The sequence below is a fragment of the Olsenella uli genome, assembly GCF_901212655.1.
In the GTDB taxonomy this organism is placed as follows: Bacteria; Actinomycetota; Coriobacteriia; order Coriobacteriales; family Atopobiaceae; genus Parolsenella; species Parolsenella uli_A.
Genome location: NZ_CAAKON010000004.1, coordinates 1 through 24238, shown reverse-complemented (window position 1 = coordinate 24238; position 24238 = coordinate 1). Strand labels below are relative to the sequence as shown.

The window sequence follows — 24238 nt, the reverse complement described above, 5'->3', positions numbered from 1 at the left end:
GCGACGCTCGCACAAAAAAGCGCGCCCCGTCGAAGCGAGACGCGCTCACAAACCGTTGTTGCAGCTCGAGCCTAGAAGAGGCCGAGCACGTTGGTGACGAACAGGGCCGCGCAGACGGAGCCCACGAACGGGGCGATACCCGGCACAAGCAGGCCGTACTTCCAGTTGTTGTCGGCCTTGTTGCCGATGGGGAGCAACTGGTAGGCCATGCGGGGACCAAGGTCACGCGCCTGGTTCATGGCGAAGCCCGTCACGCCGCCAAGGCCCATGCCGATGGCCCAGACGAGCAGGCCCACGGAGATGGCGATCATGATGAGGTTGTCGCCGCCACGGCTGGCGATGCAGAGGATGCCCGTGAGGAAGATGAAGGTGTCGAAGGCCTCGATGAAGAAGTTGCGCGGGAGGTCGTAAGACTCCTTCGTGGGGTTGGTGGAGAAGATGTTGCGGACGGCGATAGGGTCAACCGTCTCCTCGGACGCCTTGAAGTCATCGGCGTACATGAACCAGATGATGGCGGCACCGCAGAAGCCACCGAGCATCTCGGCAATCCAGTACGGCACGAGGCTCGACCAGGGAATGAGGCCGAGGAAGGCCTGACAGAGCGCCATGGCGGGGTTCATGCAGATCTCGCCGCCAAAGATGAACAGGCAGACGGAGATGCCGAACGACCAGGTGGTGATGGCAAACAGGTGGCCCGAGCCGCGGTACTTGGTACCCTTGAGGACCTCGTCGCAGTGGACGCCCACGCCGAAGAGAATCATGAGGCAGGTACTAGCGAACTCAGCAAAAAGGTTGTACGGCACAGCCTTACCTTTCTCGTTGGTGACCCAAATGTGTGGGCCACGTGTTGATTGGCACTCATTTCCGTTTCGTGAGTATAAAACGTCGAGACCAGGAGAAGTGCAAGCGCGCGCAAATTGATTCAAATTCGCGCGCGCCTGGAATGGCGTTCTCAGCCCTGTCCTCGCCTAACGAACGACGACGCCGAGGCCGTCGGGGATGACAGCGACCTTCGCGTCGGCACCCTTGAGCTCAAAGGCCTTGGCGAGGGCCTCTTCCACCGTGTTGACCGGAATCATGTGCATGGCACGAATCATGTCGTGGTCGCACAGGTCCGTAACCATGATGACGGGGTGGTGGGCCAGGATGCGGGCGAAGATCTGCGCGGTCCACTGGTCCGGCAGGGTCTTGTCCTTGGGCGTGTCGATGCACTGGCGCTCGAACTCCGCCGGATCATTCTCGGAGATGGACTTGTAGAGGCCCTCGCCGCCGTGACCGTCGGCGCAACCGGCGATGTCGATGATGACGCCGCCGTCCTCGAGCGTGGCCTCGGCAGCCGTCATGCCCTTAACGGCCTGGTAAATGTTCTGGTCTAGCGGGTAGCCGCCGTTGGTGGTGATGGCGATGTCGCACGGGACCTTGTCCACGCCGGCAAGCTCCTTCACGAAGTCACAGCCGGCCTCGTGGGCCTTGTGGATGTCACCGGCGAAGGCGCCGATGACCTCGTGCTTGCCGTTCAGCACCACGTTGAGGATGAACTTGAGGCCGGCCATCTCGGCGGCGGCCATCATGTCCTCGTGGATCATGTTGTGGTGCAGGTTGCCCGGGCGCGAGTTGTGGTCATTCACGAACTGGCCGTTGTGGTTGTACATGATGGTCTTGTAGCTGGCGATGCCAGGCAGAACGGCCTTACGGGAGCCGGAGAAGCCGGCGAAGAAGTGGGGCTCGATGAAGCCTTCGGCAAGCAGCAGGTCGGCGTCGGCCGCAATCTTGTTGATGATGCACTCGCCGCCGGAGGGCAGGGTGCCAATCTTCTCCATCATGGCGTCATCGGTGGAGACGTGCATCACAATCTCCTCGTTGGCCACGATCTCCTCGCCGTACTTGGCCACGAGCTCCTCGTGCGTGGAGGGACGGTGCATGCCGGTGGCAACGAGGATGCGCACGCGGGCGTCGGGCGCGGCGGCGTGGATGCGGCGCAGCTCGATGGGCATCGTCACGCGCGAGGGAACCGGGCGCGTGTGGTCGGAGCTAATGATGACGATGTCCTTCTTGCCGGCACAGAGCTCCTCGAGCGTGGGGGCGTCGTAGGGGTGGTCGAGGGCGTCCTCGATGAGCTCCTCCTGGGTCTTGTCGCACTTAAACTCGTTCTGGTGACCGATGAGCGTGCCGGCGAAGTTTTTGTCCTCGAGCCTCACGGTCTTGGTGGTGTGGTCGAACGGGACTTCCATCTCGAACATGGCGGATGCCTCCTGGCTGTAGCGCGCGACCGGAACGATGGGCGTGGCCGCGCTCCCGATGAACCGTTTGCCGTTCGCGGAGGGATCGCTACCGTTCACGGCCGGGAGTCATTCTGAACCCGGCTCCAGAGAAGACAACCCTTGACTTGAGATTTAGCGGACACCTTGGCGCTTGTGTTCGGAAAGTGTGGGAGGAAGGCGGCGTGAACGACTCGAAGCCGCCACTCCGCCACGCCACACCACACCACAAAAGCGGTTTTCACCCATCTCTCACTTTCAGGAAACTTGAAAAAGAGTCCATCCCCAATGGCAGGTGGGAAGCGGTTACTTTTTTCGGGGGCGGTACTTGCGGCGGGTGGCGTGGGCGCTGCCCTTGCGGGCACCAGCCTTGAGGCGGGCCATGACCTCGTCCTCGGTAGTACCCTCCACGCGCGTGCGCAGCTCCACGAGCTGGTCGCGCAGCTGGGCCGCGCGCTCGAAGTCCATGGCCTCGCTCGCCGCCGCCATGTCGCTCTCGAGCGTCTCCATGAGGCGCGTCAGCTCCTCGCGCGGCAGCCTCTTCGCAAGCTCGTCGGCCACGGCACGCGCGGTCTCGGGGTCATGCGCGTCGCCGGCAGACGCGCCGCCCGCGGCGGCGCCCTCCTCCGCCAGGCTCTCGAAGGCACCGTGGCTGCCCGTACCATGACGGTCACGCGTCTTGTTGCCCACGGTCTTGTCGGCCTGCTCGATAAAGCCGGAGATGTCGGCGATGGACTTGCTCACCGTCTTGGGCACGATGCCACGCTCTTCGTTGTACGCCTCCTGCAGCGCGCGGCGCCGGCGCGTCTCGTCGATGGCGATGCGCATCGAGTCGGTCACACGGTCGGCGTACATCACCACCTCGCCGTTGGCGTTGCGCGCCGCGCGGCCCATCGTCTGGATGAGCGAGCGGCGGTTGCGGAGAAACCCCTCCTTGTCCGCGTCGAGGATGGCCACGAGCGAAACCTCGGGGATGTCCAGGCCCTCGCGCAGGAGGTTGATGCCCACGAGCACGTCGATCTTGCCGGTGCGCAGGTCTCGGATTATGTCCACGCGGTCGAGCGTGGCCGTGTCGGAGTGCATGTAGTTGACCTTGAAGCCCTCGTCCAGCAGATGGTCCGTGAGGTCCTCGGCCATGCGCTTGGTGAGGGTGGTCACCAGCACGCGCTCCCGGCGCATCACGCGGGTGCGGATCTCCTCGGTGAGGTCGTCGATCTGGCCGCGCACCGGGCGCACGTCGATCTTGGGGTCAAGAAGGCCCGTGGGACGGATGATCTGCTCAACCTGGCGCTGGCTCACATGCTCCTCGTAGTCACCAGGGGTGGCGCTCACGTAGATGAACTGCGGCACGCGTGCCTCGAACTCGTCGAAGCGCAAGGGGCGGTTGTCGAGCGCGCTCGGCAGACGAAAGCCATGCTCGACGAGGGTGATCTTTCGCGAGCGGTCGCCCTCGTGCATACCGCGGATCTGCGGCACCGTCACGTGGGACTCGTCGATGATGCAGAGCATGTCCTTGGGGAAGTAGTCGATGAGCGTGAACGGCGGCTCGCCGGGCTTGCGGCCGTCCAGGTGGCGCGAGGAGTTCTCGATGCCGTTGCAGTAGCCCATGTTCTCGAGCATCTCGAGGTCATAGGCCGTGCGCTGCTGCAGTCGCTGGGCCTCGAGCAGCTTGTCGGAGGCCTTGAGCTGCTTCAGGCGCTCGGTGAGCTCGTCGTTGATGGTCTCGAGTGCATGGTTGATCTTAGGACGCTCGGTGACGTAGTGGCTCGCCGGCCAAATGGGGATGGCGTCGAACTCGCGCAGAATCTCACCCGTCACCTCATCTATCTCGGCGATGAGCTCAACCTCGTCGCCAAAGAACTCGATGCGCAGCGGATGCTCGGCATAGGGCGGGAACACGTCCACGCGCTCGCCTCGCACGCGGAAGCAGCCCCGGGCCAGGTCCACGTCGTTGCGGTCGTACTGAATGTTGATGAGGGCGTGGATAAGGTCGTCACGCTCGAGGGGCTCCTCCTTGGATACGTTGGGGGCCAGGCCTGCGTAGTCCTCCGGCGAGCCGATGCCGTAGATGCAACTCACGGACGCAACCACGATGACGTCGCGCCGCGAGAGCAGGCTCGCCGTGGCTTGATGGCGGAGCTTCTCGACCTCCTCGTTGATGGAGGCGTCCTTCTCGATGTAGGTGTCGGACTGCGGAACGTAGGCCTCGGGCTGGTAGTAGTCGTAGTAGGAGACGAAGTAGACCACCGCGTTGTTGGGGAACAGCTCGCGCATCTCGCTCGCCACCTGGGCGGCGAGCGTCTTGTTGGGCTCCATGATGAGCGTGGGCTTGTTCACGGCCTCGATGGTCTTGGCCATGGTGAAGGTCTTGCCCGAGCCGGTGACGCCCATGAGGGTCTGGTAGCGCAGTCCCTCCTCCACGCCCTCGGCGAGCTTCTCGATGGCCTGGGGCTGGTCGCCGGCGGGCTGGAAGGACGAGACCACCGTGAGCGGCGTGCCGCCCGCCTCCACGCCAAAGCGCGTGAGCTCGGCGCCAAAGTGACCCACGACCTGTGGGGTATTGGACTGTGGGGCGCCGACCTGAGAAGAATCTGCCATGGGTCTCCAATCACAAAAGAAGGCGGCTGCGAACGCTCCCCCACCTACGAGGCAAGCATTGCATCCGCCCTCTCCCTTGCTCACCGAACGCTGCTCGGCCGCACCCTGCGGGCAGGGCCGAGGGCCGCCATCACCCGTCGGGGCCCTAGCGCTCACTGCTCCACCAGGCGTCGACCTTGGCCTCGAGCGCCTGCGCATTGCCGTCGTTGTTGATGACGTGCGTGGCATGCTCACGCAGGTAGTCGTCGGACACCTGGCGCGAGACGCGCAGGTCGAAGTCTGCCGCCGTCATGCCACGCGCGATGGCGCGCTCGCGGCGCAGCACCATCGGCGCCACCACCACGAGCACCTCGTCGGCCAGCGGCAGCAGGTCCTCCACGCGGTCAAGCAGTGGAATCTCCACCACCGCCACCATAGGAGCGGTGGCCGCGCAGCACGTGTTCGTGAGAATCTGCGTGAGGCGGGCCTTGATGGCCGGCATCTCTTTCGCCTCGAGCTTGGCCGTGTCCTCCGGCGTGTCGAAGGCGCGGGCCGCCAGCTCGGCGCGGCGGAGCTCCCCGGTCTCGGGATCCACGAGGTCATCGCCAAACTCGCGGCAGATGAGCTCGAGGGCCTCGCTGCCCGGAGCCACCACCTCGCGCGCCACCTGGTCTAGGTCGCAGAGCCAGGCCCCGCGGCTGCGCAGCATGCGCGCCACCGTGGACTTGCCGGACGCGATGCCTCCCGCCAGAAAGACCGTCCTCATGCCCGCCTACGCCCTGGCATCGAACTTCTCGTGGCACTTGGGGCAGGTCACGCGCACCTTACCCTTGCCGCGCGGGATGCGAACGCGCTGGCCGCACGACGGGCAGGAGAGGTGCTTGTAGTCCTTGCCCTCCTTGGCGGCGGCGATGGGGTTCACAAGCCACGGCACGGCAGGGGCGCACTGCTTGGTGAACGCGGCGTTCTCCTTGCGGCGGGCGGCGATGGTCTTGGGCGAGATACGGAACCACGAGTAGCCCAGCAGGATAAGGGCGAGCAGCGACAGCCACCACGTACGGGCAAACAGGTCGATGACGACAATGAGGATAGCGACGTTGGCGCACGCGTTGGAGAGGTTGTCTGCCCCGTTGCGCCCCTGAGCCCACTCCGCAGCCTTGCGCGACCACTCGGCCGCCTTCTTCTCGAAATCGCCCTTCGCCATGCTGACCCCTCTCGCGTCTTGCGACGTTGTGTTTGTACGAAAGATTATTCTACCCGTATGGCGCGGGTGGCAAGCAAGTTGCGGCATGAGCACACGCCACGCTCGCGTGACGCTATGCCGCGGTGCCGCTGCTCCAACTCCAGAGGCCCGCGGCAGCCGAGACGAACGAGCGCCAGATGGCCGCATCAGCCTCCTGGGTGGTCCAGGTGTACTCGGGATGCCACTGGACGCCCAGGCAGAATCGGGCCCGGGTGAGTTCCACGGCCTCGATCACCGCATCGGTGGCGTGGCCGGAATCGACGACGCCCTCACCCACCGACATCGCGCACTGCCGATGGTTGGAGTTCACCTTGAGCCGCTCGCGGCCGCCAACGCACCGGGAGAGCAGCGTGCCCGGCTCCACGATCACCTCGTGCACCGGCTCCCAGTGGGCGCCCCAGTGCTTCCAGTGGCCCATGAGCGGACAAGGCATGTGCATGAGGTCGCGCGAGACGGTGCCACCCAGCACGAAGTTGAGGAGCTGCTCGCCGCGGCAGATGGCCAGCAGCGGCTTGTCCGCCTCGATGATGGCACGGATGAGGGGGATCTCCAGGGCGTCGCGCGGGTCTGAGAGGGTCTTGTCGCCCGAGGGGTCCTCGCCCCAGAGCGACGGGTCTGGGCCGGCACCGCCCGGCAGGGCAAAGCCGTCGCAGAGCTGGACGTAATGGCTGATAAGGGCGGGGTCGCTCGTGATGGGCATGATGACGGGTACGCCACCCGCAGCCACGATAGCCTCAAGGAACATGTCCGTGGCGTACTCGTTTGAGCTCGTGCGCTCGCCGGCGCCGGGCTGCCAGCACGGGGTCACGCAGATGAGGGGGCGCCTGCCGCCGCGCTCGGCGGCCGCCTTGGCGCCGAGCTCCTCGGCCACGTGGGCACGTTCGAGGGTATCCGCCTCCGCGGCCCAGTTCTTGTCGGGCGAGTCCGGAATCTGCTGGACACCAGACTCCATTGAGCCCACGGAGAGGCTGATGAGGTCTACCTGCGAGTCTTCCGCGCTGAATCCGACGCCGAACGCGCGCTCCAGGCTCTCGTTGGCATTCGCCGGCATGGCTGCCGCAACGCCGGCAAGGCCGCCGGCGTAGGGGTTGGGAGCAGGGCGGGAGCTGGGGGTGCTGGTCGAGCTAGACGTAGCATCGCTCGAGAGGCCCCCGATGCAGGAACTGGGCTCGGTGCGAAAGCTGGGGCCGGCGTTGGGGCTGGGGGTTCCGATGATTGGTGCGGGAGCCTCGGGGAGCGTAGCGTGGGGCCCGGCGCCCGTTTCGCTGGCTCCAGCGGCCGACGGCTGCTCAGGCCGACTCGAAGAGGCACCCATGAATCCATCCACCCTTGTCTTGTCGTCGTTCATGTCCACGCTCCTCCCCTTCGATGCCCCGACCATACACGACTTCATCCCAGTCTCAGAAGCACCGGGCCTGGGATTCGAGCGCAAAATTGCCAAGCTGAAGCGTCTAGGCCCAAGCGCGCTGGGCTAGACGCCACCACAAGAAGCGCCCACCCCAAATTCGCCGCGCTTGACACCACAAGAAGCGCACGGCTTCAAGTACGCAAGGCTAGAGACTGCCAAAAGAAGCTCCCAACCTCAAGCACATACGGCCAAAGGCAACCGTACACAGTCTCCGACTCAAGGTACATAAAGCTAGAGGCCGACGCCAGCCGCACCCGACTCTATGCACAAAGGGCCAAAGGCCGCCACAAGCCGCACTGGAAATGCCAGGCATATTCATGGCTCCCAAGAATATCCTACTAACCCGGTTTGTAATAGGGTTGTACGCCAATCACCCCGTTGTAGTCTAGCCCGCATCAAACTTGCGCTGTCCCTCGCACGCCCCCCACGCTCTGCACACTCGCAAAACGCTCCCCATTCGCTCCCCAGATGTTCGCCAAGCACGCCCGCGTGCTCCGAATTGCACGTCCTTGCGTGTCCAGAAATACGGCCGATTGCGGAGCTGCGGCACGAAAACCAGCTGTTTGTCCATAAATATGAGCGATTGTGCGAATCAATCAATTTCTTTATCGGTTTCAGCTGACGAGGATTAGTCGATTAACCAAAGAATGGTGTAACAGACGCTTATTGTCGGCAACTTGAAATCGATTGGTATTGATGAGTATTCGAGTCTATCGCGTTATGTATTAAATTGCGTCATTAAGCGAGAATCCAGGCAGTGAGCAGAAGCGAACTCGCCAAACCTCCTTGCCGCAGTATCGCAACCGGCGGAATTCGTGGACAAAACACCCTCGGTACGGACCTCAGGCGCTTGCAATCTTTAATGAGACGTTAGATGGGACAGCGGACGGCCCCAACTCACCAAAAGAAATACGTCAAACACCCAGGCATGCCGGAGTCGAGGCACGCCGAAGACGTCGAAATAGTGACCATAACCGTAGTAAATAGCCAATCATGGCTGTCACGGCGAGCCTCATAGCTGTCGTGCACGAGCGTCATGGCTGTCACGACGAGCGTCATGGCTGTCGTGCACGAGCGCAAATCGAAGCTTAAAGAACCATATTCCAATACGACGTTCCCTAAGCTTCGGCTCACCTGTGATTGTCTCCAAACGTAAGGACGCATAAAAAGCGAGGCCGCCCAAAGGCAACCTCGCTTACAAATCAATATACGTTGAGAGCGGGTCAGTGAAATTGACTGCACTTCTCAACTAGAAGAGATGCCTCCCGGAATTGCAGCCTCTCAGCTACACCGGGCCAAACATCTCTCCGTTCCGAAGGACTTACTCCTCGGACTGGGCCCCGTCGGCGGCGTCCTCGGGCTTGTCCATCGGCTCCACGGCAACCTCGAAGCCGAGGGTCTCGGCGGCGGCCTTCATGGAGAGGGAGATACGACGACGATCGAGGTCGATCTCCATGACCTTCACCTGGACCTTGTCGCCAACCTTGCAGACCTGCGCCGGAGCGTCGACGTGCTGCTTGGCCATCTCGGAGATGTGGACGAGGCCCTCAATGCCGTCACCGAGGTCAACGAAGGCGCCGAACGGCACGAGCTTCGTGACGGTGCCCTCGACGATGGCGTCGACCGGGTACTTCTTGACGAGCGTGCGCCAAGGATCCTCGGTGGTCTGCTTGAGACCGAGGGAGATGCGCTCGCGGTTGAGATCGACGTCGAGCACCTGAACCTCGACCTCCTGGCCGACCTTGACGACCTCGGAGGGGTGGTTGACGTGGTTCCAAGAGAGCTCGGAGATGTGAATCAGGCCGTCGATACCGCCGAGGTCGACGAAGGCGCCGAAGTCGACAATCGAGGAGACCGTGCCCTTGAGGCGCATGCCCGGCTGGAGCTTCGAGAGAATCTCGGAGCGCTCGGCCTTGCGAGCCTCCTCGAGGACGACGCGACGGGAGAGGACGACGTTGTTGCGGTTGCGGTCCATCTCGATGACGCGGGCCTCGATGCGGGTGCCGAGGTAGGCGTTGAGGTCCTTGACGCGACGAAGGTCGACGAGGGAGGCCGGCAGGAAGCCGCGCAGGCCGATGTCAAGGATAAGACCGCCCTTGACGACCTCGATGACCTCGCCCTCGACGTTCTCGCCGTTCTGGAACTTCTCCTCAATGCGGTTCCAGGCACGCTCGTACTCGGCACGCTTCTTGGAGAGGACCAGACGACCGTCCTTGTCCTCCTTCTGGAGAACGAGGGCCTCGATGGTGTCGCCGAGGCTCACAATGTCGGCGGGGTTGGCGTCCTTGCGGATGGACAGCTCACGCACAGGAATAACGCCCTCGGACTTGAATCCGATGTCAAGCAGGACCTCGTCGCGCTCGATCTTGACGACGGTGCCCGTCACCAGATCGCCCTCATCAAAGTCGGTGATGGTACCGTCGATGAGGTTGTTCATCTCCTCGTCAGACGTGTCGTCTAGCGAGAAAACGGACGTGTTCTGAATCTCACTCAAAGGTGGACCCCTTTCGAAAACGGGGCCCCGATGCTCATGCGCATCGCCTGCAGTGCCGCCCGGGCCTCTTGCTCGCCCGAGGCCACCGACTTGGATTTACATCGCTCGGGGGCCGACAGATATGGCGCGCGAGCGTCCGGACTCGCACGTCTTGATAGGGTACCTGTTCCCCCGGGCACTTTTCAAGGAAAACTAGGCCATTCATGTGGATTTTTCGGTGTTGCCACACAGCTGGAACATGAGGACTTGCCGCGAGGCCTATGCCGGTGGGACGCGAGCTCGCCCCAACGTCTTAGAGCAGGACCTACGCCGTCTGCGCGGCGCCGCCGGCAAGCGGGAGCCAAGCGCGGGAAGCGCATGCACCTCGGTGCGTCCGGCAACGGCCTCTCGACGAGCGGGTTAGAATAGCTGGGTCAACGGCAAGGAGGCACCCATGATCAAGGCCGTCCTGTTCGACATGGACGACACGCTGCTCGACATCAACCTCACCGCGTTCATGACCACCTACGTGGCCGAGGTGTCCAAGATCTTGTCCCAGATCTCGGGCAAGAGCGAGCTTTCCTTTGGCCTCTCCTTCGCGCAGTCCTACCTCGCCCTCGAGAGCAAGGCCAGGGCCGACGGCCTCACGAACTTCGAGCTGCTCTGCCGTGAGTTCGAACGTCGGTGCGGCGTGCCGCTGGACGAGCCCGCCATACGCTCGGCCATTCGCTTCTACGAGAGCGAGGTGCTGCCCAAGCGTGGCGACGGCATCGTGGCGGCGCATCCCATGCCGGGCGGCCTCGAGGCCCTCGAGCAGGTCGAGCGTCTGGGACTTCGCTGCGCCCTCGCCACCAACCCGAGCTTCTCTGGCCCCTGCATCCGTACGCGCATGCGCTGGGCCCGCATCGACGACGCGCCCTTTGAGCGCGTGAGCCACCTGTGCAACTCCACGAGACTCAAGCCGGCCTCGCGCTACTACGAGGAGTTCGTGAGCGCGCTGGGACTTCATCCGCAGGAGTGCCTCATGGTGGGCAACGACGCCAAGCGCGACTTTCCGCGACCGGACATTGGCATCAGCACCATATATGTAGGCCACGCGCGACCCAAGCGCGCCATTTGGAGCGGGCGGATGAGCGAGCTTGCCGCGGCGCTGCCGGCCATCGTGGACCGCTGCAACGTGGAGGACGCACGCTAAGGCGCACCCCGGCCCCATCTTGCCCACCCCCAAGGAAACAGGTGCGTCCCTAAGGGTGCCCAATGGCGCCGAAGGAGCCTACCGCGCCCAAGAATCCCTACTCCGTAAAGCCCTCGTCGTCCAGGAGCGTGTTGCGCGGGCTGGTCGCTGCGGCAACGGCCAGGTGATCGCAGCGCTCGTTGAGGGCGGCGCCGTTGTGGCCGCGCACCCAGATATAGGTGACATCGTGAGGCTTCATCGCCTTGATGAGGCGCTTCCAGAGATCCGGGTTCTTGACCGGCTCCTTCTTGGCATTGACCCAGCCGCGACGCTGCCAGCCCTGCACCCAGCGTTTGTTGAAGGCGTTGACCACATACTGCGAGTCGCTGTGAACCTCCACCTCGCACGGGCGCTTGAGCACCTCGAGCGCCGCAATGACGCCCATGATCTCCATGCGATTGTTGGTGGTGCGCGCATATCCGCAGGAAAGCTCGCGCTCGTGCGTCACGCCGGCGGAGTCCGTGTAGCGAAGCACGGCCCCGTAGCCGCCCGGGCCCGGATTGCCCCGGCTCGACCCGTCCGTATAGATGATGACCTTCATCCGCTTCCCTTCCGAGCCGGCTCATTGACGCATGGCGAGCGGTCAAGTCTACCCCAAGCGGCAAGCGGAATGCTGTGCGCGACGCACGACTGGCGCAGTCCGGTCTGGTATAACGTGGTTGTTGTTAAAGTTATCTACAGCTAACTTCTAGGGTAGAGCGAGGGGCTTGGACTCACTTCAGGAGAAGCGGCATCCACCTCTTAGGGTCGCCCGTTTCGGAATTGACCCGAAAGAATCGCGAGCGGGCGCCGCGGCAACGCCGCCGCCAATTGTGGTCGATTGCCCGGTGGCCCCCGTCCGCTCTTGTTGTTAGAAGACTGTAGCCTCTCGCGCACCGTGGCAACGCCCCTCGCCAGCGAACTACCATGGGGCCGAGAACGCATGTTCAGGGGGAATCACATGGAGCAGGAACAAGCGATACAGACAGGGCCCTCGCTGAAACTGACGGCTGAGGCGCAGGCACTACCGGAGCAAGCTGGGCAGGTGAGGCGCTCAGGGGCCGCACAGCCTTTATCGGAGCAGGCAACGCACGCGGAATTCGACCAGGCGCGGACTGCGCAGGTGCCACACGCAGAAACCGAGCACGCACAGGCAGCGCCCGTGCGTGCGCAAGAGGCTCCTGACCGCCCCACGACGAGTGCCAAGCCCGCCTGGGCGAGGCTCAAGATCTTCGGTGACCAGCACTCCGGCCACCACGGCGGCCTCGACATCCTCAAGTGGATCGGGCCCGGGCTGCTCGTGACGGTTGGGTTCATCGACCCCGGCAACTGGGCGTCCAACATGGCGGCCGGATCCACCTTTGGCTACGGGCTGCTGTGGGTGGTGACACTCTCCACCATCATGCTCATCGTGCTTCAGCACAACGTGGCGCACCTGGGCATCGTCACGGGCGAATGCCTCGCCGAAAGCTGCTCGCACCACCTGAAGCCCTGGGTGGGAAGGCTCGTCCTCGGCTCCGCCCTGCTCGCGACCATCGCCACAATGATGGCAGAGGTCCTGGGAGGCGCCATCGCGCTCAACATGCTCTTTGGCATCCCGGAGAAGCTTGGCAGCATCATCACCGCTGCCTGCGCGCTGGCGCTGCTGCTCACCAACTCCTACGGCAAGATCGAGCGCATCATCATCGGCTTCGTCTCGCTCATCGGCATCGCCTTCCTCGCGGAGATCGCGATGGTGAGGGTCGACTGGCCGGCTGCGGCCGTGGACTGGGTGGTCCCAAGCATTCCCGCAGGTTCGAGCGCCATCATCGTGAGCGTGCTGGGCGCCGTGGTCATGCCGCACAACCTCTTCCTGCACTCCGAGGTCATCCAGAGCCAGCACTTCGAGGGCAAGGGCGACGAGGTCATCCGCGAGCGCCTGGACCACGAGTTCGTGGACACCCTGTTCTCGATGATCGTGGGCTGGGCCATCAACAGCGCGATGGTCATCCTTGCCGCGAGCACCTTCTTCTCGCGGGGCATCGCCATCGACGACCTCTCGCTGGCGGCGGCCACGCTCGAGCCGATGCTCGGCCCGGCGGCGCGCCTCATCTTTGCCCTGGCACTGCTCTTTGCGGGCCTTTCGAGCTCGGTGACGGCTGGCATGGCCGCAGGCACCATCACCTCGGGCATCGTCAACGAGCCGTACGACATCCACGACCGTCACAGCTCGCTCGGCGTCATCGGCACCTTCGTGGCTGCCGTGGTGGTCATCTTCTTCGTGAGCGACCCGTTCCAGGGGCTCGTCTGGAGCCAGGCGCTGCTTTCGCTCCAGCTGCCCATCACGATCTTCACGCAGATCTGGCTCACGAGCTCGCCCAAGGTAATGGGCAAGTACGCCAACGGCACGGGCCTCAAGGCGCTGCTTGTGGTCATCGGCGTCATCGTGACGGTGCTGAACGTCATCCTGCTGATGGGCGTCTAGCGGCAGCCGATGAGCCAAACTGGATGGCAGGCTTGGCCGAGCCCGACTCATCGAGCGGCGCGGCGGCCCAAAGCCGCCGGCGCGCCGCCGCCCAGTTTTCTAGATGCCGCCACTCGGTCTTCCGGCTGCTGCCCGGATTCCTTGACACCACCCAGGCCTCCCGGACACGGATCAGTCCCTACTTGGCGCTGGCCCAGTCCTTGCCGTAGCTAACCTCGGCCACGAGCGGCACGGAGAGCTCCACGACGCCCTCCATCGTCTCCTTGACCACGCGGCTCATCTCCTCAAGCTCGGACTCGGGAACCTCGAAGTCCAGTTCGTCGTGAATCTGGAGGATGAGGCGGCTCGCCAGGCCCTCGTTGCGCATGCGCCTGTCCACGGCAACCATCGCAAGCTTGATGATGTCGGCCGCGGAGCCCTGCATGGGGTGGTTCATGGCCGTGCGCTCGCCAAAGCTGCGCAGATTGGCATTCCTCGCCAGAATGTCGGGCACGTGGCGCTTGCGGCCAAACATCGTCTCAACCCACACGTTACTCTTGGCCTCGGCCACCGTGCGGTCAAGGTAGGCACGCACGCCGGGGTAGGCCTCGAAGTAGCGGTCAATCATCTCCTGGGCCTCGCGGCGCGGAATGTGGAGCGACGTGGAAAGGCCGTAGGCCTGCTGGCCATAGACGATGCCAAAGTTCACGGCCTTGGCTCGGCTGCGGAGCTCGGGCGTCACCTCGGAGACGGGCACGCCAAACACGCGAGCGGCCGTCTCGGCGTGGAAATCCTCGCCCTCGCAGAAGGCCGCGATGAGATGCTTGTCGCCTGAGAGATGCGCAAGCAGGCGCAGCTCGATCTGCGAGTAGTCGCAGGCAAGGAAGACGCTGCCCGGGGCCACCGTGAAGGCCTGGCGCACGCGACGGCCGAGGCCGCTGCGCACCGGGATGTTCTGCAGGTTGGGGTTGGAGCTGGAGAGACGGCCCGTGGCGGCCACGGTCTGGTTGAGGCTCGTGTGGATGCGGCCGTCACCGGCGATGAGCGCCGGCAGGGCATCCAGGTAGGTGCTCTTGATCTTGGCCTTCTCACGATAGGCAAGCACCTCGGCCACCACGTCGCTCGCCTGGGCGAAATCCTCGAGCACCTTGGCGTTGGTGGAGTAGTAGCCGCGCTGCGTCTTCTTGAGACCGGCGGTGGGCAGGCCCAGGTCGTCAAAGAGCACGCCGGAGAGCTGCATGGGGCTGTCGATGTTGAACTCGCGGCCCGCAGCCTCGAAGACCCTGCGCTTGGAGGTGTCGATGTCTGCCCCCAGCTCGGCGGACTGCTGGGCGAGGACCTGCGGGTCAACGTGCATGCCCTGGCGCTCCATGCGGGCGAGCACGCCCACGAGCGGCATCTCGATCTGGTGCATGCAGCAGGCCGAGCCATCACGGTCGAGCGCCTCCGCCAGCACCGGGCGAAGCAGGCGCGCGGACAGCGCGGCAAGCGCGCTCGCGGGCACGGCGTCCGTGGGCTCGGGCAGCTCGCCCTCGAGATAGCGCTCGGCCACGTCTGCGACGGCGTAGGCACCCTTGGAGGAGTCCAGCAGGTAGGCGGCCACGGCGATGTCGAAGGTGCGGGAGGCGTCGAGGTCTGCCGGGTCGAAGGGGCGGCCGTCGCCCGCAGGTGCGACGGCGAGCGAGGAATCCACCGGGTAGACCGCGTGGATGAGCGCCTTCACGTCTGCCGAGGCGACGTTCCACCCCTCGAGCGCGCGCACGATAAGGGCACTCGCCGCATCGCCGGAGACCTTGCCCACGCCGGCCGCACAGGAGGCCCAGATCTCGAGCTCCGGCTCGAAGAGCGTGCCCTGGAGCTTGGCATCCGCAAGCGCGAGGCCAACCCACTCCCCCGCCTCGGCCGCGGCGTCGAGCGCGGCCGCGAGGGCATCGCCCTCGAGCAGCTCTCCCACCTCGATGGCCGGGGCGGCTGCCGGCGCGACCTCGGTGGCGGAGCCTGCGCTCGCAAGCGCGAGCACCTTGGACGTCATACCCGTGAAGCCGAGCGCGCCGAAGGCGTCGCGCACGACGGCCGGGTCGAAGGTGGGAAACTTGGCGTCCGCGAGGTCAATCTCGATTGGGGCGTCCGTGCGAATGATGGCCACCTTGCGGCTGAGCAGCGCGTCGTCGATGTGGGCACGGAGGTTCTCGCCCATCTTGCCCTTGATCTCGTCCGCATGGGTGATCACGTTGTCCAGCGAGCCGTACTTGACGATGAGGGCGCTCGCCTTCTTGGGGCCGATGCCCGGCACGCCAGGGATGTTGTCCGAGGTGTCACCCTTGAGGCCGTAGAAGTCTGGCACGAGCTCGGGCGTGATGCCATGGTAGAGGTCATCGACGCTCTCCGGCGTCATGATGTTGACGTCAGACACGCCCTTGCGCGTGGACACCACGTTCACGTGCTCGGTGACCAGCTGATACATGTCGCGGTCACCGGTGACGAGCAGCATGTCGTAGCCCGAGGCCTCGCCGCGGCGCGCCAGGGTGCCGAGGATGTCGTCGCCCTCCCAGCCCTGAAGCTCGACCACCGGCACGTCCATGGTGCGCAGCAGCTCCTTGACCATGGGGAATTGCTCGTGCAGCACCGGGTCCATCGGCGGGCGCTGGGCCTTGTACTGCGGCAGCATGTCCATGCGGACCTGGGGCTTGCCCTTGTCGAACGCGCAGATGACGCCATTGGGGTGAAACTTCTCCACGAGCTTCACGAACATGGACACGAAGCCGAAGATGGCGTTGGTGGGCCGGCCGTCCGGCGCGGTCATCGTGGGCGGGATGGCGTGGAAGGCGCGGTGCATGAGCGAGTTGCCGTCCACCACCGCAATCACGCGGCGCGGCTCGCTTTGGGCGCCCTCCGCCGGCGCGGGGCTCTCGGAAGCAGGCGCCGCGGGAGCCGTCTCGGCCTGTGCGGGGCTCGCAGGGCTGGGCGCCACAGACGCCTCCCCAGCCGACACAGTGTTCACGCTGCCGTTCGTTTCGATATCCGCCATCAAAGCGCCTTTCGTCTCGGTTGCTCGAACCATTGTAGACGGCATTGCGGACATGCGTGAAAACGGCGCGGGCGGCGGGCACGCGGGGCGGAAGGAGCGCAAGCGGGGCCAGAGAGGTGCGGGCGACTGCACCGCCCGGCGCGAGCGCGAGCGCGAGCCTCATCGTGCAAGGACAGGGCAAGACATTGGCTCGGCATCGGCAAAGACGCCGCACACAGAAGAGAGCGCCCGCGCTACGCCACCGGGAAGCTCGGGCAGATGTCTGCCAACGGGCACGCGGCGCACTTGGGTGCCTTGGCGCTGCATATCTCTCGGCAGAACTTGATCCACTGGTGGTTGACGTCGCGCCAATACTCCCTCGGCAGAATCTTGAGCAGGTCCTGCTCGGTCTTGAGCGGCTCGGCCTCGTGCGTCTTGGGCGAGAGCCTCATGCGGTGCGCAAGGCGGTTCACGTGCGTGTCCACCGCGATGCCCTCCACGATGCCAAAGCTCACGTTGAGGACGATGTTGGCGGTCTTGCGCCCCACGCCCGGCAGCCGCGTGAGCTCGGCCATCGTGCGCGGCACCTCGCCGCCAAAGTCGCTCATGATCATCTGTGCCGCCTCGACGGCATGGCGTGCCTTGCTCTTGTAGAAGCCGATGGAGCGGATGACCTCGGCCACCTGCCCAGGCGTGGCCGCCGCGAGGTCTGCCGGCGTGGGCCACCGGCGAAAGAGCTCGGGCGTCACCTTGTTGACCTGGGCATCCGTGGTCTGGGCGCTGAGCAGCACCGATATGACGAGACGATAGGGGCTCTCGTAGTCCAGGAAGCACTCGACCGGCCCGTAGCGACGGTTGAGCCGCTCGCACACCTCGATGGCGCGCTCACGCTTTGCGGCGTTGGTCTCCCTCGGCATGGTCTGCTCCCTTCGTCTCGCTCGGCCCGCTTTCGCGCCCGGCGCCGTTTGCGCGCCCGCCCCGCTCGCGCGCCCGACAGTTTGGAGCATGCGGCAGCCCCAATCCGACCCTCGCGCCCACAACACTCTCGCGAGCCGGCGGCCTCGCGCGCCCGGCCCGGCGATTGTCGTCGCCCTGGCACTTGAACCGTGCGAGAGTATAGCAGCGTAGTTTGGCTCGCCGCAGCCCTGCGGCCCGGCTCACGGGAGGCTCCATGGCAGACATCCAGGTCATCATCTCGCCCGCCAAGAAGATGCGCGCCTCCGGCGCCGACACGCCGGCAGACGACGTGATGCCCCTGGGCATCCCGCCCTTCCCCGAGGCGAGCCGCCGCCTTGCCGCGCGGCTCAAGGCCATGGACCCCTCCCAGCTCCAGGTGCTCTGGGGCACAAGCGACAAGCTCACGGCCGAGTGCGTCGACATGACGCGCGAGCTTGTGGTGCCCGCGTCCCTCGACGAGGCCCGTGCGCCACGGATGGCCGCACGTCTCACGCCCGCGGTGCTCACCTATGACGGCATCCAATTCCGCAGCATGGCGCCCGAGGTTCTGGGCACGGAGTCCCTCGAATGGCTGCAGGACCACCTCTGGGTCCTCTCCGGGCTGCACGGCTGTATGCGGCCGCTGGACGCCGTGATGCCGTACCGGCTCGAGATGGGCGCGAGGCTCGCGACGAACGCCACCGCCAAGGGCGAGGGGCCGGCACCGAGAAACCTATACGAGTTCTGGGGCAACGTCATCGCGCGGCACGTTACGGGCGAGCCGGATGGGGAGGCTCGCGGTGCGACCATGGGCATCGGCTCGCAAAAGACCATCGCTAGCGTCACGCGAGAAACCGTCGTCGTGAACCTCGCCAGTGTGGAGTATGCCAAGGCCGTCCTCCCCCACCTGGGAGGCACGGCCTGCGTGACCTGTATCTCTGGCGAGTCATTGAGAGGTGGGAAGCCCGTCCAGCGCTCCACGGCGAGCAAGGCCGCCCGTGGCTCGATGGTGCGCTGGATGGCCGAGCGCGCCCTCGACGACCAGGCGGACCTCGTGCGCTTCGACGTTGGCTACCGCTACGACGCGGAGCTCTCCTCGCCCGACCGCCTCGTCTTCATGCGCGCATAGAGGCGCGGCACGGCACGCACAAAAAAGGGTGCCCGCCCGAAGCGGACACCCCCATGGCACGCGCCCTTTCTTGCGCGAAAGCCTAGTCGCTGCTCGGCGTGCCGTAGGTGCTCATGAGCTCATCGATGGTGACGAACTTGTAGCCCTGAGCCTTGAGCTGCGGCAGCGCCGCCTTGAGCGCCTCGACCGTCTCGGAGCGGTCGCCGCCACCGTCGTGCATGAGGACAACGTTTCCGGGCTTCGCAGAAAGGATGGCCCGCTCGATGGCGGCCGCACCAGGCTTGCGCCAGTCCTCGGTGTCGACGTCCCAGCCAATCTCTGCCGTGATCTTGTCCTTGAGCGTGCCGATGATCTCGCCGTGGTAGTTGCCGCCCGGCGCGCGCAGCACGTGGTTCACCTGCGTGCCCAGCGTGTCCTCGATGGCCTGGAAGCCCTTCTCGACCTCCTGGACCTGCTCGTCTGCGGTCATGCGCGTAAGATCGACGCCGCGACCCGAGCCGCTCGCGTGGTCCCAGGTGTGTGACCCGATCTGATGGCCCTCGGCATGGATGCGCTTCACCACATCTGCGTTCTCGGCCACCTGGTTGCCGATCTCGAAGAACGTGGCCTTGGCGTCGTTCTCCTTGAGGATGTCGAGAATCTCGGAGGTGGTGGTGGGCCACGGGCCGTCGTCGAACGTGAGGGCGATCACCTTGTCGCCGTTCGTGTTCGCGGAGTAGACGTGGTAGCCCGCGGCAACCGGCTGCTTGGTGACCTTGGTCACCGTCTTGCCGGAGACGTCGCCGGTGCGCGTGACCCGCTCGCCGTCCTCGCCCTCGGAGCAGACGTGGATGGAGCCGGCCCAGTAGGCCGTGGTGGAGTTGACGTCCGTTCCGCCCGAGGTGTCATACGGGATGGTCTCGGTGGCCTCGGTGTAGGTCTCGTTGACGTCGTTGCCGTCCTGGAACTCGACGGTGCCGTTGCGCGGAAGCGGCGTGGTGGGGTCTGTCGTGGAGGCGCCGTTCACCGTGGCCTCGAACGGGTCGCCGCCGCCGGGAGTGGCCACCGAGCCGTCCACGGCGATGAGGTCGCCGGCCTGGGGCGAGGCGTAGCCCTTGTCGATGGCCGTCTGGAGCGTGGAGCCGGCATCCACCGTCTGGGTAGCGCCATTGATGGTGACGCTGTAGAACGGCGGGTTCTGCCAGAGGTAGAGACCCACGCCCGCCAGCAGGCCAAGCACCACCAGCACCGCGATTGCCACCGGCTTGTGGCTGCGGCGCTTGGGCGCGGCGTAGGGGCTCTCCGGCTGCACGGGCGCGTCGGCGGCGGCATCGTCGCCGGAGCCGCGGGAGCGACGCCCCCGCTTCTTGGAGGGATGGTAGTTCTCGCGGCTCAGCGGGTCCACGTGGCCGGCATGCTCGTGCATCACGTTCACCGCGCCCGAGGAGGGGCCGTCCACGTAGACGTTTTCGTCCTGAACGGGCGGGGTGTAGGGGCTCGCGTAGGGGTTTTGCGCGCCGGCATCCGTGTAGGGGTTCTGCGCGCCGGCGCCCGGGAAGGGGTCCTGGGAGCCCGCGCTCGCATACGGGTTCGACTGCGCGTCGTACGGGCTGGGGCCCCAGCCGTACGGGTCGGGTTGTTGGGCCGACTGTTGGGCCGCGGGCGCAGCGTTGCGCCCTCCCGCCGCATCTCCCGAGGCAGAGCCCTCGCCCCAGGCGGTTGCGCCACGCCTTGGCTGTACCGTCCCACCGGGCGCCGCGCCCTGGTTGGCAGGGTTGGCAGGGTTGCCCGGCTTCGCAAAGTGCTTGGCAGACATATCTCCCCTATCCTATCCGCCGGCCCGTGCCGGCATCGATGAATCCTCCCTATCCTACTAGTTACGCCGGCCCACCCATAGATTTGGCCGCATATGCCACAGGCGAGACACAAGGCTCGGGCGGAAGCCCGCGATCGGCCCTCACGCCACGCACCCCGTCCAATTCGCACGCAGGTATCGAAGCTTTAATTACGTTGAAATAAATCGTCGCTAGAGTGTTTGGGCGTCAGGAAGCCCCTGCGCCAGACGGCGTGCCACCCACCGTGGCGTTCAGGGTCAACCGCGAGAAGAGAAAGCGAGACCACATGGCTTCTAAGGTCACCGAGGAGTACGGCAGCCTGGTGTTCAGCGACTCCGTTATGCGCGAGCGCCTGCCCAAGCCGACGTACAAAGAGCTCTCCCGCGTCATCAAGGAGGGCAAGGCGCTCAACCTCGACATCGCCAACGAGGTTGCGCACGCCATGAAGGAGTGGGCGCTCGAAAAGGGTGCCACCCACTACACCCACTGGTTCCAGCCGCTGACGGGCATCACCTCCGAGAAGCACGATGCCTTCATGGAGCCCACGGGAGACGGTCGCGCCCTCGAGACCTTCTCCGGCAAGGCCCTCGTCCAGGGCGAGCCGGACGCCTCGAGCTTCCCCTCCGGCGGCCTGCGCGCCACCTTCGAGGCCCGCGGCTACACCGCCTGGGACCCCACCTCGCCTGCCTTCATCAAGGACGAGGTCCTCTGCGTCCCCACCGCCTTCATCTCCTACACCGGTGAGGCGCTGGACAAGAAGACCCCGCTGCTGCGCTCCTGCGTTGCCCTCGACAACCAGGCCAAGCGCGTCCTCGCCCTCTTTGGCAAGGACGTCACCAGCGTCACCACCACGGTGGGCCCCGAGCAGGAGTACTTCCTCATCAAGGAGGACGACTACGCCGCCCGCCCGGACCTCATCATGTGCGGCCGCACCCTCTTTGGCTGCGAGCCGGTGAAGGGCCAGGAGCTCGAGGAGCACTACTTCGGCGCCATCCGTCCCACGGTCAACGAGTTCATGAAGGAGCTCGACGACGAGCTCTGGAAGCTCGCCGTGCCGGCCAAGACCAAGCACAACGAGGTTGCCCCGTGCCAGCACGAGCTCGCCCCGATCTTCGAGGCCAGCTCCGCCGCCATCGATCACAACCTGATCACCATGGAGAAGATGAAGATCATCGCCTCCCACCACGGCCTGACCTGCCTCGAGCACGAGAAGCCGTTCGACTACGTCAACGGCTCCGGCAAGCACAACAACTGGTCCATCTCCGCTGACGGCAAGAACCTGCTCGACCCGTCTGACACCCCCGAGGACAACCTGCAGTTCCTCGTCTTCCTCACGAGCATCATCGCCGCGGTCGACGATCACCAGGACCTCATGAGGTGCTCCGTCTCCAGCGCCGGCAACGATCACCGTCTGGGTGCCAACGAGGCGCCTCCTGCGATCATCTCCGTCTTCCTGGGCGACGACCTGGCCGCTGTCGTTGACGCCCTCATCAACGACAAGCCCTATCAGAGCCACCCGCGCGAGAAGATGGACCTGGGCGTGCCGCAGCTCGCGGACCTCACCAAGGACAACACGGACCGCAACCGCACCTCCCCGTTCGCCTTCACCGGCAACAAGTTCGAGTTCCGTATGTGCGGATCGCAGCAGAACCTCTCCGACCCGAACATGGTGCTAAACACCGCCGTGGCCGAGAAGCTCGACGCCTTTGCCACCACCATGGAGGACGTGCCCGAGTGCGACTTCATCGTCGAGGCCCTCGCCTGGGTCAAGAAGACGCTGACCGACCACCAGCGCATCATCTTCAACGGCAACGGCTATTCCGAGGAGTGGCCGGAGGAGGCTGCCCGCCGTGGCCTGCTCAACAACCGCACCACCCCGGACGCGCTGCCCTGCATGCTCGACCAGAAGAACATCGACCTGTTCAACCACTACAAGGTCTGCTCGCCTGACGAGATGCACGCCCGCTACGTCTCCAAGGCCGAGCAGTACGCCAAGCTGCTGAACATCGAGGCCAACACGATGGTGTACATGACCAAGCACATGTACCTGCCGGCCCTGTTCGACTACTCCGGCGACATCGCCACCACCGTGGCCACGAAGGCCGAGCTGGGCATCGAGGCCAAGGCCGAGAAGGCGCTCGTCCGGGAGATCACCGACGCCATCAATGTCATCACCGAGCTCGTGAGCACGCTGGAGGAGAAGAACACCGCCGCCCAGCAGCTCGAGGACTGCACCGCGCAGGACAACGAGTACCGTGACTCCGTCATCCCCGCCATGGACGCCCTGCGTGCCGCTGTGGACGAGATGGAGAAGGTCTGCGGCCACGACTACTGGCCGGTGCCGAGCTACAACAAGATCCTCTTCTACGTGTAAGCTCGATCCCAGAGGTTTTGGTTGGTCTGGCGGCCTCGCTTCGGCGGGGCCGCCTTTTTCATCGGGAGGCATCGTGGGCATGGCAGACACCGAGGCGAGCGCGCAGGCGAGCGGCCGCCACCTCATCGTGATGGACATCGACTCCACGCTCATCAACCAGGAGGTCATCGACCTTTTGGGCGAGGAGGCCGGCGTGGGCGAGCGCGTGGCGGAGGTCACCGAGCGGGCCATGCGCGGCGAGCTGGACTTCAAGGCCGCGCTCGAGGAGCGCGTGGCCCTGCTCGCGGGACTGGACGAGAGCGTGTTCGACCGCACCTTCGCCCGCGTCACGTTCACGCCGGGCGCGCAAGAGCTCGTGGCCGAGGCGCACGAGCGCGGCTGGAAGGTTGGCGTCGTCTCGGGCGGATTCCACGAGGTGGCGGACCGCATCGTTGAGGCGGCGGACATCGACTACTGCCTCGCGAACCGCCTTGAGGTGGCGGACGGCAAGCTCACGGGCAGGCTGGCAGCCGAGATCGTCACCAAGGACCGCAAGCTCGCGTCGCTGCGGGCTTGGGCCAAGGAGCTGGGCATTCCCATGGAGCGCACCGTGGCCATCGGAGACGGCGCCAACGACATCCCCATGATCCTCGCCGCGGGTGTGGGCATCGGCTTCTGCGCGAAGCCCAAGGTGCGCGCAGCTGCGCCGCACCACATCGACGAGCGCAACCTGATGCTCGCCTACCCCATCATCGACGCGGCCGAGGCGTAGGAGCCGAGACGTAGGAGCCGATATGGCAAGGGCGCCCCACCAGCCTGCGAGAGCTGGCGGGGCGCCCTTCTGTTGTCGGGGCGCAACGGCCCCCCTCATTGTGACCATGGCGGACGCCGCGGCATCCCGCAAGGTTGCTGATGCGCCCCCCCACTGCGTCTACATGCGGCAAAGCCGGTCGCGCGCCACGGTGACCTGGCGGATGGCGCGCTCGAGCTGCTCCTGCACCTCGCCGATGCGGCTCTGCACGAGCAGGTCTGACAGCGGGTTGTCCATGAAGACGTCAAAGAACCCAAGCAGGCCGCCCACCTCCACGTTGAGACCGGCATCCTCGTCCACGTCGCGCAGCTCGCGGGAGAAGCGCTTGAGTGCCCGCTTGGCCTCCTGAATCTCATCTTGGGCGTTGCTCAGACGGCCATGCTTGATGGCCGATGTGAAGAACCCGCCGCCCATCATGTCGACCATCCCCCACCTGCCGGCGCTGTTCAGCTCGTCCGCTGCGGCCCGCAGGTGCTCGAGCGCCTCGTTGGCGGCCACGATGGCCTCCCGAATCTCGCTCTCGCGTGACATAGTTCCTCCCCGCTAGCTGTTTAGTGCCAACAGGTTGTTTAC

17 protein-coding genes are annotated in these 24238 nt (G+C 65.2%); 5 read left to right on the top strand and 12 right to left on the bottom strand.

Annotated elements, in window-relative coordinates:
- Nucleotides 1–71 precede the first annotated feature (71 nt).
- The 7 genes from larD to rpsA all read right to left on the bottom strand — a co-directional run bounded on the left by larD (nucleotide 72) and on the right by rpsA (nucleotide 9980).
- On the bottom strand, nucleotides 72–803 hold the full coding sequence (gene larD, locus EFAMC2_RS00685) for a D/L-lactic acid transporter LarD (protein WP_154026006.1): 732 nt from the start codon (nucleotides 801–803) through the stop codon (nucleotides 72–74).
- A gap of 165 nt (nucleotides 804–968) precedes the next feature.
- Nucleotides 969–2339 carry a nickel-dependent lactate racemase gene (gene larA, locus EFAMC2_RS00680; RefSeq protein ID WP_261979955.1) on the bottom strand — a complete coding sequence of 457 codons (1371 nt, stop codon included), beginning with the start codon at nucleotides 2337–2339 and terminating at the stop codon, nucleotides 969–971.
- A gap of 225 nt (nucleotides 2340–2564) precedes the next feature.
- Nucleotides 2565–4856, bottom strand: coding sequence for an excinuclease ABC subunit UvrB (gene uvrB, locus EFAMC2_RS00675; protein WP_154026004.1), 2292 nt, complete (start codon nucleotides 4854–4856; stop codon nucleotides 2565–2567).
- 145 nt (nucleotides 4857–5001) lie between these two features.
- A complete protein-coding gene (coaE, locus tag EFAMC2_RS00670; RefSeq protein WP_154026002.1) occupies nucleotides 5002–5601 on the bottom strand; it encodes a dephospho-CoA kinase in 600 nt (199 codons plus the stop codon).
- Between the two features lie 6 nt (nucleotides 5602–5607).
- Nucleotides 5608–6039, bottom strand: a complete 432-nt coding sequence (locus tag EFAMC2_RS00665; RefSeq protein ID WP_154026000.1) for a zinc ribbon domain-containing protein — start codon at nucleotides 6037–6039, stop codon at nucleotides 5608–5610.
- A 112-nt stretch (nucleotides 6040–6151) separates the two neighbouring features.
- Nucleotides 6152–7426 (bottom strand): gamma-glutamyl-gamma-aminobutyrate hydrolase family protein, encoded by a 1275-nt coding sequence (locus EFAMC2_RS00660; protein ID WP_154025998.1) that lies wholly within the window; start codon nucleotides 7424–7426, stop codon nucleotides 6152–6154.
- 1381 nt (nucleotides 7427–8807) lie between these two features.
- Entirely contained in the window at nucleotides 8808–9980 is a 1173-nt protein-coding gene (gene rpsA, locus EFAMC2_RS00655) for a 30S ribosomal protein S1 (RefSeq protein WP_154025996.1), read from the bottom strand.
- A gap of 433 nt (nucleotides 9981–10413) precedes the next feature.
- Between rpsA and EFAMC2_RS00650 the strand changes: the two genes are divergently transcribed.
- Nucleotides 10414–11154 carry an HAD family hydrolase gene (locus tag EFAMC2_RS00650; protein ID WP_154025994.1) on the top strand — a complete coding sequence of 247 codons (741 nt, stop codon included), beginning with the start codon at nucleotides 10414–10416 and terminating at the stop codon, nucleotides 11152–11154.
- A gap of 97 nt (nucleotides 11155–11251) precedes the next feature.
- On the opposite strand, the gene rnhA is transcribed toward EFAMC2_RS00650, so the two are convergent.
- Nucleotides 11252–11734 (bottom strand): ribonuclease HI, encoded by a 483-nt coding sequence (gene rnhA / locus EFAMC2_RS00645; RefSeq protein WP_154025991.1) that lies wholly within the window; start codon nucleotides 11732–11734, stop codon nucleotides 11252–11254.
- Nucleotides 11735–12295: 561 nt separating this feature from the next.
- On the opposite strand from rnhA, the gene EFAMC2_RS00640 reads away from it, so the two are divergent.
- Entirely contained in the window at nucleotides 12296–13636 is a 1341-nt protein-coding gene (locus EFAMC2_RS00640) for an Nramp family divalent metal transporter (RefSeq protein WP_261979954.1), read from the top strand.
- Nucleotides 13637–13814: 178 nt separating this feature from the next.
- Here the strand turns inward: EFAMC2_RS00640 and polA are convergent, their stop codons facing one another.
- On the bottom strand, nucleotides 13815–16643 hold the full coding sequence (polA, locus tag EFAMC2_RS00635; protein WP_154025987.1) for a DNA polymerase I: 2829 nt from the start codon (nucleotides 16641–16643) through the stop codon (nucleotides 13815–13817).
- 233 nt (nucleotides 16644–16876) lie between these two features.
- Entirely contained in the window at nucleotides 16877–17539 is a 663-nt protein-coding gene (gene nth, locus EFAMC2_RS00630; protein ID WP_154025985.1) for an endonuclease III, read from the bottom strand.
- A gap of 254 nt (nucleotides 17540–17793) precedes the next feature.
- On the opposite strand from nth, the gene EFAMC2_RS00625 reads away from it, so the two are divergent.
- The gene (locus EFAMC2_RS00625) at nucleotides 17794–18687 is read left to right on the top strand and encodes a YaaA family protein (RefSeq protein WP_154025983.1); all 894 of its coding nucleotides are present in this window, start codon (nucleotides 17794–17796) and stop codon (nucleotides 18685–18687) included.
- A gap of 82 nt (nucleotides 18688–18769) precedes the next feature.
- Here EFAMC2_RS00625 and EFAMC2_RS00620 read toward each other — a convergent pair whose 3' ends face one another.
- Nucleotides 18770–20482: a polysaccharide deacetylase family protein gene (locus EFAMC2_RS00620; RefSeq protein WP_222838490.1), complete on the bottom strand. Its 1713-nt coding sequence runs from the start codon at nucleotides 20480–20482 to the stop codon at nucleotides 18770–18772.
- Nucleotides 20483–20787: 305 nt separating this feature from the next.
- Between EFAMC2_RS00620 and EFAMC2_RS00615 the strand changes: the two genes are divergently transcribed.
- Together EFAMC2_RS00615 and serB are read left to right on the top strand one after the other, a co-directional pair.
- Nucleotides 20788–22875: a glutamine synthetase III gene (locus EFAMC2_RS00615; RefSeq protein ID WP_154025981.1), complete on the top strand. Its 2088-nt coding sequence runs from the start codon at nucleotides 20788–20790 to the stop codon at nucleotides 22873–22875.
- A gap of 79 nt (nucleotides 22876–22954) precedes the next feature.
- Entirely contained in the window at nucleotides 22955–23626 is a 672-nt protein-coding gene (gene serB, locus EFAMC2_RS00610) for a phosphoserine phosphatase SerB (RefSeq protein ID WP_154025979.1), read from the top strand.
- Between the two features lie 159 nt (nucleotides 23627–23785).
- On the opposite strand, the gene EFAMC2_RS00605 is transcribed toward serB, so the two are convergent.
- Nucleotides 23786–24196, bottom strand: a complete 411-nt coding sequence (locus EFAMC2_RS00605) for a hypothetical protein (RefSeq protein ID WP_154025977.1) — start codon at nucleotides 24194–24196, stop codon at nucleotides 23786–23788.
- Nucleotides 24197–24238 lie beyond the last annotated feature (42 nt).